Below are 13,338 nucleotides of genomic sequence, written 5' to 3'. Positions count from 1 at the left end.
ATGTCGTTCGCGTATACCCCTTTAGCGCAAAAAAGCGTTAATGATCGCGAGTAGCTTTAAGCTATGAATATGGAATGGGTAGAGTAGAGTGCGTTCATCAAAGTGACATAATATAAGTCCAAGATGGTGCACTAGTTAATCGGACATCATGTCCACATCAAGGAATAGAGGGGGCACAATGAGTGACCAATCTTATAATGACGAAAGTCTAGAGTTGTTAGATGCTATGGAAATTGGCATTGATTTGTCTGACTATGAGCAGACAGTGAAACAGTTAGCAGAAGAGCTTTTCAAGTCTTCGAACTAAGCTTTTAAGATCTTTAATTCAGTTTCAACTGAAACGTTTTAAAGCTAAAAGTTTTCTTAGCTAAAGTTTCTCAAAGCAAACAATTCTAAACTGAGCAAATCGTATTCGCTCACACGTCATACCAAAACTATCCTCATTAAAGTTCGCGAAGATAAACGAGTACGTTTACCATGTTACTTAGTTCTCGATACTTTAATGAGGTTCAATGAACTTTCTCGCACACCTTCACATCGCCAAGCACTGTAACAGCAACTTAGCAGGTAACCTGTTAGGTGATTTTGTTAAAGGCGACCCTAATAAACACTATTCTGATTCCCTTTCTGACGGTATTAGGCTTCATCGATTTGTTGATAGCTATACTGATCGTCATGATGTATCTCGTTCTGCAAAATCACTTTTCTCAGACCAAACACGACGCTTTGCGCCTATCGCACTCGATGTATTTTGGGATCACTGCTTAGCCAATCATTGGGATCAGTTTTCACAGCAGACATTAGAGCGTTTTTGTTTAGATAGCCATGAGCAGATCTTTGAACATCAAGAGCCACACTGGCCTGAAAATTTCGTTATGGTTCATCAGAAAATGGCTGAGCATAGATGGTTAGAGAGCTATCAAGACATGTCATCTATAGAGGTGGTGTTGCAGCGAATGGCGTTGAGAAGGCCTAAGCTCGGTATGCTCGAGGCATGTTACGATGACCTCGAACGTCACTATGATACGTTGCAGTGTCACTTTAATGAGCTTTATCCCAACGTTTTAGAGGAAGCTAAGCAGTTTAATGCGCTTCAAATCAAGAAAAATCAAAAGGAAAGGTAAACAGCGTAATGCAGGTTTGCTACAATCCGCGCCTATTTAATCTTTGAGCATCATACTATGTCTGAATCTACAAAATCTTTTAACCAACTAGGATTATCTGAGCATCTTCTTGCCACGTTGTCTGAGCTTAATTTTACGGCTCCTACCAGTGTTCAAGAACAAGCAATTCCATTGGTATTAGAAGGCAAAGATGTACTGGCTGGTGCTCAAACGGGTACAGGTAAAACGGCTGCGTTTGGTTTACCGATTATTCAAAGATTAATCGAGACAAAAGACAACGTTATTCCGAACCCTAAGCTCGTTCGTGCGCTTGTATTAGTGCCAACTCGTGAATTGGCACAACAGGTTTTCGATAACTTAACTAGCTACGCAAAGGGCACCGACATTAAAGTCGTGGTGGCTTACGGCGGCGTTAGCATGAAGGTGCAAACTGATAACTTACGCGGTGGCGCAGATATTCTTGTCGCGACGCCTGGTCGTCTTATTGATCACATGTTCACTAGAAACATCATGTTGAGCCAAACGGAAGTACTGGTACTGGATGAAGCTGACCGTATGTTAGATATGGGCTTCATGCCTGACATTAAGCGTATTCTTTCTCGCATGAACGAAGTGCGTCAAACTCTGTTCTTCTCTGCAACGTTTGATAACAAAATCAAAGCGATTGCACACCGTATGATGCAGAAGCCAAGTGAAATCCAAGTTACTCCAAAAAACAGCACCGCTGAAACCGTAACACAGATGGTTTACCCGGTAGATAAGTCGCGTAAAAGTGAGCTATTAGCGTATTTGATTGGTTCAAAAAACTGGCAACAAGTGTTGGTGTTCACAAAGACTAAGCAGGGCACTGATGCTCTCGTTAAAGAGCTTAAGTTAGACGGCATTAAAGCGGCATCAATCAATGGCGATAAGAGCCAAGGTGCGCGTCAAAAAGCCCTAGACGATTTCAAGTCAGGCAAAGTTCGTGCGTTGATCGCAACCGACGTGGCAGCTCGTGGTATTGATATTCAGCAGCTAGAACAAGTTGTGAACTATGACATGCCATTTAAAGCAGAAGATTATGTTCACCGCATCGGACGTACTGGCCGTGCGGGTAACAGCGGCTTAGCGATCTCTTTGATGAGTCAGAATGAAGCTTACCTATTGGGTGATATTGAGCGATTACTTGATACGCGCTTGCCTCAAGAGTGGCTAGAGGGCTTTGAACCAAGCCTTGAAAAAGATCTAGCGCCCGATCGTGGTGGTCGCAGCAAGAGCCGTTCATCAGAAAAACGTAAGATGAAAGCGAAGCTTAAGATTCACCAAAACCGCGGTAAAGCACGTCGCTAATAAGCTGTACAAAGCTCCAGTTTAAAGATCTATACATATAAAAACGCGCCGTTACAGTGACTTCTGTAACGGCGCGTTTTTGTATCTTATAAGCTCATAATGGTTATGAACCCGATTAAGCTTTATGTTCTTGGTTACACTTCCATTCACATGGCACTTCATAAATCAGCTCTTCAATCGAGGTTGGATTTAGAGCCCACTCTTCATCAATATTGAACTTGCTGACCATCTGCGTGTTGAAAAGCTGCCAATGCTTAAGTAGGGCGTCTTCGGGTGAGGTGACCATATCACCTTCATTCCAAGTGCTTTCCATAAAGGGAGTGAGGCATACAGCGCCGTTTGCGTACATGATCATTTGCCATTTAACTTCGTAAATGTTGATCATTTTGTCTGGGTTAGCTGCATTGTACTCAGCGGCAAGCCCGTTAATCTCTTTTTCAACATCGCCGACATTGTCGATGAAGTAATCAACTAGGTTGTCTTCTTGGCGAACAGAGTCTGAAATAAGCTGCATTGGCCTACGTGAGTGAATCATGTTGGTGAACAGACGCATGCTAAACAGGTAGATAGCGATATTTGGCGCAACATCTTTTGGCAGCTCTTCCATAATCTTACTGATGTAAGACTGAAAATAATCGTGTAAACAATCACTTATTGCATGCCAAATCTTTTCTTTGCTACCAAAGTGGTGGCGGATAAGGCTATGCGAGACGCCTGCCTTTTCACTGATGTTTCGCAGTGATACACGATCGTAGCCAAAGTCACAGAACATGTCTGCGGCAACGCTCATGATCAAAAAACGCGTCTCTTCGGCGTCTTTTGCACTTCTTCTACCTTGCTTCTTTTCGGTCATCTTCATTTCACATAATTACCTGATTACAACATTCTACACTGTTTTTACTGAAATAAAAAATACTGCACAAGTGGAAAGTAAAGCTTGAGAATTATTTAATATTAAATATACTGCCCACCTGTGTAATAAATCATAATAATTAAACGGAGAGGCATCATGCAGTTCAATTTGTCGATCAATGCCATATCGAGCAAGCGCATGGGAGCTGTTATTGCAGCACTATTGCTCGCAGGCTCTCTAACTGGATGTGACAAAGTTCAGTCAGAGGAAAATGTGCAGGTAATCAAGCCAGTCAAGCTGTTCGAAATCCCACAACAGACTGATATTGATCTCGATAGCTTCATTGCAAAGGTTGATGCAACCGACCGTGCGGCACTTTCTTTCCAAGTGGGTGGAGATATAGAAACCTTCGATGTTCGTATGGGACAAGAAGTGAAGAAAGGTCAGGTGTTAGCCGTATTAGACGCGACGGATTACCGTATTGCCGTTGACGCAGCCCAAGCTAAATTTGATCTGGCGAACAGCCAATACAAACAAGCTTCTGAGTTGTATGCGAAAAAACTGGTCAGTACCGATTACTACGACCAAGCCGTAAACACCTTTACTGCCGCTGAAGTTGAGTTGGACCAAGCAAAAACAAACCTTGGCTACACTACCTTAGTTGCTCCATTCGATGGCGTGGTATCGATGGTGTTTGGAAAGCAATATCAATTGATCGCAGAAAAGCAGCCTGTACTGAATATTTTGAATCACAGTGAAATGGATGTGACGTTTTCAATTCCAGTATCAAAGCTTGAAGACCGTTCTATTCAAGACCTAACGAGCTCAAACATGTGGGTTGTGATGGACAGCCACCGCGGCATTCGTATCCCGACTCGCTTTAAAGAAATCTCAACGCAACCAGATGAAGATACCAACAGCTACCAAGCGGTTGTGTCTATCGAAAAGCCAGAAGGCATCAATCTACTTTCTGGTATGACAGCGCAAGTTGAAGTTCAGAAAAGTAAATCTGACTACGGCATTGGTATTGTGGATTCAGCTTGGTTAAACAAAGACGTAGGCCATGGTGAACTATGGCGTTATAACCCTGACTCTCAACTGATTTCTAAAGTACAAGTCCTTCTTGATGAGCAAGGCAAGGTTATCGACGGATTGTCGTCTGGTGACCTTATCGTTGAAGCGGGTGTGGATGTGTTATCAGACGGACAACAAGTAAAAGCTTGGCTTCGTGAGGGCGGTATTTAATGAACCTTTCAAAATTATCAGTTGTTGTCGCGTCGGTTCTGTTACTTCAAGCCTGTAACAATGAAGCTGTACACCGTGAACAACCACCTTTGTTGGTTTCTACCTTTGAAGTTGGCGCACCGCTTACTAATCAGTTCAGAAATTTTAATGGACAGGTGATGCCAGCTGAATTGACTCCCTTGGCATTTAAGCTAGCAGGCGAGATTCAACAAGTATTAGTAGAAGCGGGCGACAATGTCGAAAAAGGGCAGTTATTAGCCACCTTAGATAACGCAACGTACGTCCAAGATCTGACTGATGCTCAATCTCAATTCAAACTGGCGAGCAAACAGTTGGCCCGTGGTACTGAGATGTTTGGCAGCGAAATGTTATCGCAATCAGAACACGACCAACTGACGGCTAACTACAAGCTCGCATCGGCGAATTTGGCGGCGGCGAAACGCAAGCTGAGTTACACAGAACTTTTAGCGCCGTTCTCAGGAACAGTTTCAACTGTCGATAAGCAACGATTCGAAAATACGACGCCTGGAGAAACACTACTGAGTGTGTACCAGAACGACAAGGTGTATGTGCGAATTCAAGTATCAGATTCGATCTTGGCGTCAATTAGCCCAGACATGCGTTCAAATAGCTATCGTCCTGAGGCGACCTTTGGCGGTCACACAGGCCAATATCCACTGACGTATCTAGAACACACCAGTGAACTGCACCCACAATCCCGTACCTACGAATTTTGGATGCAGATGCAGCAGCCTGAAAGTGAAATCCTGCCAGGCACGAGCGTTACGGTCAATGTAGATATGGCGAAAGCGGGCCTGAGCGATGTTCAAGGCTACCAATTACCAATGACAACGCTAGAAGCGGGCTCTGAAGCGAATCAGTTCTATGTGTGGAAAATGGAAGACGGACAAGCATTCAAAAGCGAAGTAGAAGTCGACAAGATCAGTGGCCAAGGCGCACTCATCGCTCATGGTGTTGAGCAAGGTGAGCTACTCGTAAATTCGAATTTAAGAAAACTCCGTGACGGAATCCAATTGTCAGGAAAAGCAGAATGAACATCGCAGAATATTCAATAAAGAACAAAGTAATCAGCTGGCTGTTTCTAGTCATTTTGGCCATTGGCGGTGTGACGTCTTTTGGTAATCTATCCCGTTTAGAAGACCCAGCTTTTACCATTAAAGATGCAATGATTATTTCAACTTACCCTGGCGCTACGTCAATGGAAGTTGAAGAAGAGCTGACTTACCCACTAGAAAAAGAGATAAGACAGCTTCCGTACATCGACAAGATTACCTCGACATCATCGAACGGTATGTCCCAAATTATGGTCAGTATGAAGATGGACTACGGTCCAGACGAGCTGCCTCAGATCTGGGATGAAATGCGCCGTAAGATCAACGATCTACAACCAACACTGCCAAGTGGTGTAAATTCCGTTCAGATCATCGATGATTTTGGTGATGTGTTTGGTGTGATGATCATGCTGACCGGTGATGGTTACGATTACGTTGAGCTCAAACAGTACGCAGATTACCTAACGCGTGAAATCGAACTGGTCGACGGTGTCGGTAAAGTTAGCATTGCAGGTGACCAACAAGAACAACTGTTTGTTGAGATGTCACTGGAACGCTTAGCCGCATTGAACCTAGATATGTCGACGGTTACGTCACTGCTAGCACAGCAAAACAGTGTGGTATCGGCAGGCGAGGTGATGCTGAATGGTCAAAGCCTTACGATCAAGCCAAACGGCACCTTAAGCACGGTTGAAGAACTAGAAAACCTGATCATTCATGGTCGCGATACAGGTAACCTGATTCGCTTGAAAGATGTCGCTGAAGTAACTCGTGGTATTCAAGAAAAGCCGGGCAATGTATTAACGTACAACGGTAAACCAGCAATCAACTTGGGTATTGCGTTCTCTTCTGGTGTAAACGTGGTTGAGATTGGTAAAGCACTGGATGCGGAACTGGATCGCCTAGAAAGCATTAAGCCAGCGGGTGTAGAACTGAATTACTTCTACAACCAAGCGCAAGAAGTAGACAAATCTGTGGCTGACTTCTTAATCAGCCTAGTTGAAGCGGTAGCCATCGTTATCATTGTATTGTTGTTCGCAATGGGCTTACGCAGTGGTTTGATCATCGGTTTGGTTCTTCTATTGACGGTATTCGGTACCTTCATCCTGATGGATTACAACGATGTTGAACTGCACCGCATCTCTCTGGGGGCACTGATCATCGCGCTGGGTATGCTGGTGGATAATGCGATTGTTGTCGTTGAAGGTATTTTGGTGGGCTTGAAGAAAGGCAAAACCAAGCTTCAAGCAGCGAAAGACATCGTCAAGCAAACACAATGGCCACTGTTAGGTGCGACCATTATCGCTATCACAGCGTTTGCACCGATTGGTTTGTCGAAGGATGCGACAGGCGAATTCATGGGTTCACTGTTTTGGGTACTGTGTTTCTCACTGTTTTTGAGTTGGGTAACTGCACTAACACTAACGCCATTCCTTGCCGAGATGTTGCTTAAAGAAGAAGACAAGGTTGATGAGAACGAAGACCCATACAAAGGCATCCTGTTTGTGGTATTCGGTGCGTGTCTGAAAGTAGCACTTCGATTTAGATGGCTTACTGTAGTTAGTATGGTCGCTCTATTAGCAGTTTCTGTCGTCGGTTTTGGTATGGTGAAGCAGCAGTTCTTCCCGCCGTCAAATACCCCAATGTTTTACGTAGACATGTGGATGCCAGAAGGCACCGATGTTCGTGAAACGATCAAGCAGACAGAAAAAGTTGAAAGCTACATTCGCCAGCAAGACGACGTGGAGTTTGTAACGACAACGGTTGGGCAGGGCATGCAACGTTTCGCACTGACTTACCAACCAGAGAAAAGCTACGAAGCGTACGCCCAGTTACAAGTAAGAACCACTGACCGCGACACTATGTTTAAGGCTCTAGCGGCGCTAGACAAAGACTTAGCGAACGAATTTGAGCAACCAACGTTCCAGTTCAAGTTGATTGAGTTTGGTCCGTCACCCGCTTCAAAAATTGAAGCGCGTATTATCGGTGCCGATCCACAAGTACTGCGTAACATTGCAGTTGAAGTCGAAGACATCTTGCTTGCCGATCCAGGCTCTCGAAATGTTCGTCATGACTGGTGTGAACGCACTAAAGAACTTGTACCACTGTTCAACGAATCTAAGGCTCGTCGCCTAGGCATTTCAAAAACTGACTTGTCTGAGACATTACAGATGGCGTTTGGCGGTTACAACATCGGCCTACTGCGTGATGGTACTCATATGTTACCTATCGTGGCGCGTTTACCGGAAGAAGAGCGTTTTGATTTCGAATCGCTAAACAATGTGAAGATTTGGAGCCCATCACTACAAACTTACATCCCAGTTGAGCAAGTGATTGATGGCGTAGAGCTTCAATGGTCTGAGCCACTGATTCAGCGTCGCGACAGAAAACGTACGCTAACAGTATTGGCTGACCACGATGTTCTTGGTGATGAAACGCCAGCGAGTCTGTTTGCTCGTGTGAAACCAAAGGTAGAAGCATTAGATTTACCAGAAGGCTACAGCATTAGCTGGGGTGGTGAGTACGAAAGCTCTAAAGATGCGCAAGAATCTCTGTTTGGCTCACTGCCAATGGGTTACTTGCTGATGTTTATCATCACGATGCTTCTGTTTAACTCGGTTCGTAAGCCACTTGTGATTTGGTTTACGGTACCACTTTCTATCATTGGTGTTTCGATTGGTCTGCTAGGGACTAATATGCCATTCAGTTTCACGGCGTTCCTTGGCCTACTGAGCCTAAGCGGCATGATTTTGAAAAACGGTATCGTCCTGCTTGACCAGATCAACACGGAACTCTCAACAGGTAAAGACCCATACCTAGCGGTTGTAGACAGCGCGATCAGTCGTGTACGACCGGTATCTATGGCAGCACTGACGACTATCTTGGGGATGATTCCCTTGGTATTCGATGCATTTTTCGGCTCAATGGCGATTACCATCATGGCAGGCTTAGGCTTTGCTACCGTACTAACGCTAATAGTAGTACCAGTGATGTTCGCTATTCTATATAGAATCAAACCGTCCACTGCGGGTTATTAGGGATTGATATAAAACAGATTCTTTTAAGCCAGCCCAGTCAATTTTGACTGGGCTTTTTTATGGGTGTGACTTGGCGATACAAGATCGTGCTAAGAGACTATAGCGTCAGCGAGCGTTGCGTTAAGAAAGAGATAGGTATCAAAAAGCCGCTAACCAATGGTAAAGCGGCTTCCTGTAGAATAGAGAATAGAGAATAGAGGGCAGTTCTAGATTGCGAGGCGAATATCCAACTCAATCGGCTTTGGCATGGCTAAGTGATAACCTTGATACATATCGAAGCCTAAATTTTGCATCGCTGCGAGTTGTTGTTGGGTTTCTATCCCTTCGGTTACCGTCTTCGCACCGATTTGAGTAGCAAGCTTTAGGGCCAACTCCATTTCACGTGTGTCGCCTTGTTCAAAGTCCAACATAACCGAGCGGTCTATCTTGATGATATGCGGGTTAATGTGACGAACGCGCTGTTCGGTTGATGCTTGTGTACCAAAATCATCGACAGCGATTTGAAAACCATTTTCCGCTAATGAATGGGCTGCGTCTTTCAAACGTTCTTCACTCTCTACATTAAGCTCGACCAACTCCATCACAATTTGTTCACACGATAAGTTAAGCTCATGCAGGCGCTTAGCTAACAAGCTATCGCTCACTTTCTCTGCGGCAAATAACTCGCCAACATTAGGAAGAACATTCAAGAATAGGTGTAAATGACGAATAGTCGACTGTGCGAAGTTGCGTATATGAATGGCTCGGCTCAGCCTCTCGACATTAATTTTGTCTGTGCATGAGGTTTCGTCGGAATGAAAGAAGTGATCAGGGCGAACAATGGCACCTTTGCTGTTCGAAATTCGAACTAAAGCCTCTACACCTATCTGAGTCATAGAAGAATCAAATATAGGTTGGTAGACACTTCTAAGTGTTAGGTCTTGATATTTCGCAATAAACTGCATATCGGCATCCACAGATATACAGCTAATAAATTCACTTCTGTCTGATAAAATCATAGTCGCTAATAAAGGTGTTTATTTAATGACGAGAATATACGTCACGGCTGTCACAATATTGACAGGTGTTACTAAATTGTCAATTAATAAAAATTCATTTGTAACGTCAATATTTGAATTAATATAACCAACGAAAAATCAGCATGATAAATGACATTAATCATTAAATTTACTTATCATTGACTGCGTTTGATAGTTTAAGTGAATCTAATGGCTGAGTGACGTCTCACATATTAACCCCAACCAATATAAGGCTAGAACGCTGATACACCAGAGAAAAGTAGGGTTAATGGCTTAAATTATGGGGGAGTGTCAAAGTTATAAAATAGATTGACTAAGCGAGTTACACAGAAATGATATCTATCTCTCAAAATCGAGACTGTGATTCGATTGGCTATTAATAATTAAAACAGGAAGTTCGAATAATTAATGAACAGGGAATGAGTTGCCTTTTATAAAATACTGGGATAGAGGTCTAACAATGTACTTTCAAAACTGATTGAAAAAGTTGACCCGTATTCTTACTGCCATTGAAGTACCGCATAAAGTTGCAGGTATTTACGAACCAGTTGTTGATTTCCTGACCGTTTTAAAGGGTGTCCAAATTTAATAAAGCAAGGGCTGATTTTAAAGTTGTTATTTAACTCAGTGGCGAATTGAGAATCACTCTCTCTTAGCGTGATACCTTGTTGACTATATTCCGTGATCTCATCTGGGAGTTCACCCATCCACCAATGCAATAATTCGCCACTGTTTTTACTTCGGCTAATCCAATGGTCGGAGACAATGATCAAAACGTCATTGGGTTGAATGGAAAATCCATACTCTTGTTGCCAATTATGGATGTCCAACATCAACTTTCTACGACATGTTTTCCCGGCGCTCACCATATGATGACTGATCATCCAAACGGTACCGATTTCGGAAGATATTCGGAAGTGTCGAGGCGTTTCTCTAGAGGAAAGCATTTCAAGTGGGCTGATGTTGCTTGCATGATTAAAGCTAACGAAGGTGTGCTCCATTCGGCGAGCAAATGCCTTTCCTATATGGTGCTCACTGATCCCTTGATTGTGCACCGTAGGGTAGTGGCGTTCACAGAGCTTTAGGCAATCGTCTTGAAATTGATTAACGCTTTTAATCACTAGATCTAATAACAATGAAGTCCCTTATACACAGCTACTATCTTATTGATGGGCAATAGTACGGTAATTGCGGTTCCGTTACCTATCGTCAAAGTGCGAGTTCTTGATCTCTCTATCAAAATTAACCATTGCTGAGTGATTTTATGGATAGCACTGGCGCTCTACAGGTCTGTATTCTAAATTATGAGGAATTCTAGCTAGTTACCTCGACTATAGTCTAGTCAGCAAATCACAATTGATCTACTTACTCTTTATTTGGAAACATTCATGACCATTCAATTAGATTCGAAACAAAAGTCTGAGCTTACTCATACGCTCCAAAAGTACCTGCAGGATGAACTCGATGTGGAGCTTGGTCAGTTCGACACAGAATTCTTGGTCGATTTCATAAGTAAAAAGTTTGGGGCGGTTTACTACAACAAAGGGATAGAAGACGCTCAAAAAGTCATGGAACGTAAAATGTTAGATATCTCAGATGAGCTTTACGAGATCGAACAAATCGTTGAAATCTAACGTTTAGCCCAAACTTGTTCAAATAATTTGAATAACTCGTTTAATTTGAAATGATGTTACCAATGTAAAGCTTGGTAAATAATATGTTACACAAACTTGGTGTAGGGTACGCTTTTCGAAACTACACTACTCGTTAACATTCGGAAGAGATGCATGGACAACAACGTTAGAAATTACAACCCTTTAGCAAGAGCGATGCATTGGATTTCAGCTCTCGCGGTATTTGGCTTATTTGGTGTAGGCCTGTGGATGGTTGATCTTTCATATTACAGCGAGTGGTACAAAACAGCGCCAGACTATCACCGCTCGGTAGGCATTCTTTTGGCTACTGTTACTGTTATCCGCTTGGTTTGGAAACTAGTTACCGCGTCACCTAAAGTAGAAGGTAAAAGCTATGAAGTTGCAGCAGCGAAGATCGCTCACGGCTTTATGTACATTAACTTAGCGGTTTTATTTATTTCAGGTTATTTGATTTCAACATCAGATGGCCGCGGGATCGACGTATTCAATTGGTTCACTGTACCAAGTATGGGTGAACTGTTTGCAAACCAATCTGATCTCGCAGGAACGATTCACTACTATGCTGCATGGGTACTGATCATCATGGCATCAGTACACGCCTTAGCGGCGATAAAACACCACGTTATCGACAAAGACGATACGCTACGAAAAATGATAGGAGCTTCAAAATGAAAAAGTCAATTATCGCTACAGGATTAGCATTTGCAATGGCAATGCCTTTCGCTGCGAACGCCGCTGATTACGTGATTGATACAAAAGGTGCGCATGCTTCAGTTAACTTTAAAGTTAGCCACCTGGGTTACAGCTTTATCCAAGGTCGTTTTAACACATTCTCAGGTGACTTCTCATTTGATGAAAGCAACGTTGAAGCGTCTACAGTAAACGTAACGGTTGATACTACAAGCCTTGATTCAAACCACGCAGAACGTGATAAGCATATCCGTAGCGGCGATTTCATCGATGCTGGTAAGTTCTCTGATGCGACATTCAACAGCACGAAAGTTGTTGATAAAGGCGACGGCAAACTTGAAGTAATGGGTGACCTTAAACTTCACGGTGTAACTAAGCCTATCGTTATCGAAGCTGAATTCATCGGTGCTGGTCAAGACCCATGGGGCGGTGAGCGTGCAGGTTTCGTTGGTACAACTCGTCTAGAACTTGCTGACTTCAACATTCCAGTAATGGGCGCTTCAAGCTATGTAGATATGGATCTACACGTTGAAGGTGTAAAGAAGTAATCTAGCTATTGTTGATCGCTAACTAGTATCAATCTCTTATGTAACACCAAAAGTTAAATAGATACTTAGAAAGCAACAGTTAGAAAGTAAGCGTGCCATGAACACCGCATTCTAATCCTTCAGCACGAAGAATAAGATCAACTCTCCAACCCAAAGGAGAGTTGAAATGGCAAAACGACGTACCAACCTAGAATGGCAATCACTGTTTGAGCAATATGAAAGCAGCAGTGTTACCCAACGCGCTTTTTGTGAAGAGCATGGACTGAGTTTATCCACGTTCTTTGCCAAACGGCGTCAACTCCAAACAGCAAACCAATCGGAATCTGTCGGATTTGTTAGAGCCGAAATCGTTGAAAAGACAACCAAGTATCAGGCCCAGATAGCTACGGCGAACATGACACTTCTCATCAATGATGTGGAGCTGAGCATTCCTCAAGGCACGCCAGCCACCTATCTTGCTGAACTCATTGGAGCGTTGTCATGAAAGGTATGCTCAGCGCTCCAGACATTTACCTTTATCGTGAAAGCGTCGATTTTAGAAAGTCCATCAACGGCCTTGCAGCGATTATCGAAAATGATACTGACTTGCCTCTTGGCAGCGGTGCGCTGTTCCTGTTTACCAATAAACAGCGCGATAAGATTAAAGTGTTGTACTGGGATAAAACAGGCTTCGCCCTCTGGTATAAACGCCTTGAAAAAGCCAAGTATAAGTGGCCTTCAAAAGAGAAAAATCAGGTGTTTACCCTCACTCAATTTGAGCTTGA

14 protein-coding genes are annotated in these 13,338 nt (G+C 43.3%); 11 read left to right on the top strand and 3 right to left on the bottom strand.

Annotated elements, in window-relative coordinates:
* Positions 1-178 precede the first annotated feature (178 nt).
* From ACED41_RS14365 to ACED41_RS14355, 3 genes are all read left to right on the top strand, one after another.
* Entirely contained in the window at positions 179-307 is a 129-nt protein-coding gene (locus ACED41_RS14365; RefSeq protein ID WP_017059831.1) for a hypothetical protein, read from the top strand.
* Between the two features lie 205 nt (positions 308-512).
* Positions 513-1,124, top strand: a complete 612-nt coding sequence (locus ACED41_RS14360) for an ACP phosphodiesterase (protein WP_371725171.1) — start codon at positions 513-515, stop codon at positions 1,122-1,124.
* A gap of 57 nt (positions 1,125-1,181) precedes the next feature.
* The gene (locus ACED41_RS14355) at positions 1,182-2,453 is read left to right on the top strand and encodes a DEAD/DEAH box helicase (RefSeq protein ID WP_371725170.1); all 1,272 of its coding nucleotides are present in this window, start codon (positions 1,182-1,184) and stop codon (positions 2,451-2,453) included.
* A gap of 115 nt (positions 2,454-2,568) precedes the next feature.
* Here the strand turns inward: ACED41_RS14355 and ACED41_RS14350 are convergent, their stop codons facing one another.
* A complete protein-coding gene (locus tag ACED41_RS14350; RefSeq protein ID WP_017064637.1) occupies positions 2,569-3,312 on the bottom strand; it encodes a TetR/AcrR family transcriptional regulator in 744 nt (247 codons plus the stop codon).
* 150 nt (positions 3,313-3,462) lie between these two features.
* On the opposite strand from ACED41_RS14350, the gene ACED41_RS14345 reads away from it, so the two are divergent.
* The 3 genes from ACED41_RS14345 to ACED41_RS14335 are packed head-to-tail and all read left to right on the top strand — an operon-like array spanning position 3,463 to position 8,662.
* Positions 3,463-4,551 (top strand): efflux RND transporter periplasmic adaptor subunit, encoded by a 1,089-nt coding sequence (locus ACED41_RS14345; protein ID WP_017064636.1) that lies wholly within the window; start codon positions 3,463-3,465, stop codon positions 4,549-4,551.
* On the top strand, positions 4,551-5,606 hold the full coding sequence (locus tag ACED41_RS14340; RefSeq protein ID WP_371725169.1) for an efflux RND transporter periplasmic adaptor subunit: 1,056 nt from the start codon (positions 4,551-4,553) through the stop codon (positions 5,604-5,606). Before ACED41_RS14345 ends, ACED41_RS14340 begins: the two co-directional genes overlap by 1 nt.
* Positions 5,603-8,662, top strand: coding sequence for an efflux RND transporter permease subunit (locus ACED41_RS14335; RefSeq protein WP_371725168.1), 3,060 nt, complete (start codon positions 5,603-5,605; stop codon positions 8,660-8,662). The genes ACED41_RS14340 and ACED41_RS14335 overlap by 4 nt, the downstream gene beginning before the upstream one ends.
* Positions 8,663-8,868: 206 nt before the next feature.
* Here ACED41_RS14335 and ACED41_RS14330 read toward each other — a convergent pair whose 3' ends face one another.
* Positions 8,869-9,606, bottom strand: a complete 738-nt coding sequence (locus ACED41_RS14330) for an EAL domain-containing protein (RefSeq protein ID WP_371725167.1) — start codon at positions 9,604-9,606, stop codon at positions 8,869-8,871.
* A 575-nt stretch (positions 9,607-10,181) separates the two neighbouring features.
* The gene (locus tag ACED41_RS14325) at positions 10,182-10,817 is read right to left on the bottom strand and encodes a hypothetical protein (protein WP_029236415.1); all 636 of its coding nucleotides are present in this window, start codon (positions 10,815-10,817) and stop codon (positions 10,182-10,184) included.
* A gap of 252 nt (positions 10,818-11,069) precedes the next feature.
* Here ACED41_RS14325 and ACED41_RS14320 point away from each other — a divergent pair, with 252 nt between their 5' ends.
* The 5 genes from ACED41_RS14320 to tnpB all read left to right on the top strand — a co-directional run.
* Positions 11,070-11,315 (top strand): DUF2164 domain-containing protein, encoded by a 246-nt coding sequence (locus tag ACED41_RS14320; protein ID WP_017059821.1) that lies wholly within the window; start codon positions 11,070-11,072, stop codon positions 11,313-11,315.
* Positions 11,316-11,468: 153 nt separating this feature from the next.
* A complete protein-coding gene (locus ACED41_RS14315; RefSeq protein WP_017059820.1) occupies positions 11,469-12,008 on the top strand; it encodes a cytochrome b in 540 nt (179 codons plus the stop codon).
* Positions 12,005-12,574 (top strand): YceI family protein, encoded by a 570-nt coding sequence (locus ACED41_RS14310; protein WP_017059819.1) that lies wholly within the window; start codon positions 12,005-12,007, stop codon positions 12,572-12,574. Before ACED41_RS14315 ends, ACED41_RS14310 begins: the two co-directional genes overlap by 4 nt.
* Positions 12,575-12,740: 166 nt before the next feature.
* Positions 12,741-13,058 carry a hypothetical protein gene (locus tag ACED41_RS14305; RefSeq protein WP_017037717.1) on the top strand — a complete coding sequence of 106 codons (318 nt, stop codon included), beginning with the start codon at positions 12,741-12,743 and terminating at the stop codon, positions 13,056-13,058.
* The coding region (gene tnpB / locus ACED41_RS14300; protein ID WP_371725165.1) for an IS66 family insertion sequence element accessory protein TnpB at positions 13,055-13,338 on the top strand (284 nt) is incomplete at its 3' end. The genes ACED41_RS14305 and tnpB, both read left to right, overlap by 4 nt.

It is taken from the genome of Vibrio sp. 1F255, from assembly GCF_041439145.1.
Taxonomy (GTDB): Bacteria; Pseudomonadota; Gammaproteobacteria; order Enterobacterales; family Vibrionaceae; genus Vibrio; species Vibrio crassostreae_C.
This window is presented reverse-complemented; position numbering and strand designations above follow the sequence as displayed.

Excerpts from the sequence above, each read along its gene's own strand:
- ACED41_RS14365 (WP_017059831.1), top strand. The coding sequence starts at position 179 with ATGAGTGACCAATCTTATAATGACGAAAGTCTAGAGTTGTTAGATGCT.
- ACED41_RS14360 (WP_371725171.1), top strand. The coding sequence starts at position 513 with ATGAACTTTCTCGCACACCTTCACATCGCCAAGCACTGTAACAGCAAC.
- ACED41_RS14355 (WP_371725170.1), top strand. The coding sequence starts at position 1,182 with ATGTCTGAATCTACAAAATCTTTTAACCAACTAGGATTATCTGAGCAT.
- ACED41_RS14350 (WP_017064637.1), bottom strand. The coding sequence starts at position 3,312 with ATGAAGATGACCGAAAAGAAGCAAGGTAGAAGAAGTGCAAAAGACGCC.
- ACED41_RS14345 (WP_017064636.1), top strand. The coding sequence starts at position 3,463 with ATGCAGTTCAATTTGTCGATCAATGCCATATCGAGCAAGCGCATGGGA.
- ACED41_RS14340 (WP_371725169.1), top strand. The coding sequence starts at position 4,551 with ATGAACCTTTCAAAATTATCAGTTGTTGTCGCGTCGGTTCTGTTACTT.
- ACED41_RS14335 (WP_371725168.1), top strand. The coding sequence starts at position 5,603 with ATGAACATCGCAGAATATTCAATAAAGAACAAAGTAATCAGCTGGCTG.
- ACED41_RS14330 (WP_371725167.1), bottom strand. The coding sequence starts at position 9,606 with ATGCAGTTTATTGCGAAATATCAAGACCTAACACTTAGAAGTGTCTAC.
- ACED41_RS14320 (WP_017059821.1), top strand. The coding sequence starts at position 11,070 with ATGACCATTCAATTAGATTCGAAACAAAAGTCTGAGCTTACTCATACG.
- ACED41_RS14315 (WP_017059820.1), top strand. The coding sequence starts at position 11,469 with ATGGACAACAACGTTAGAAATTACAACCCTTTAGCAAGAGCGATGCAT.
- ACED41_RS14310 (WP_017059819.1), top strand. The coding sequence starts at position 12,005 with ATGAAAAAGTCAATTATCGCTACAGGATTAGCATTTGCAATGGCAATG.
- ACED41_RS14305 (WP_017037717.1), top strand. The coding sequence starts at position 12,741 with ATGGCAAAACGACGTACCAACCTAGAATGGCAATCACTGTTTGAGCAA.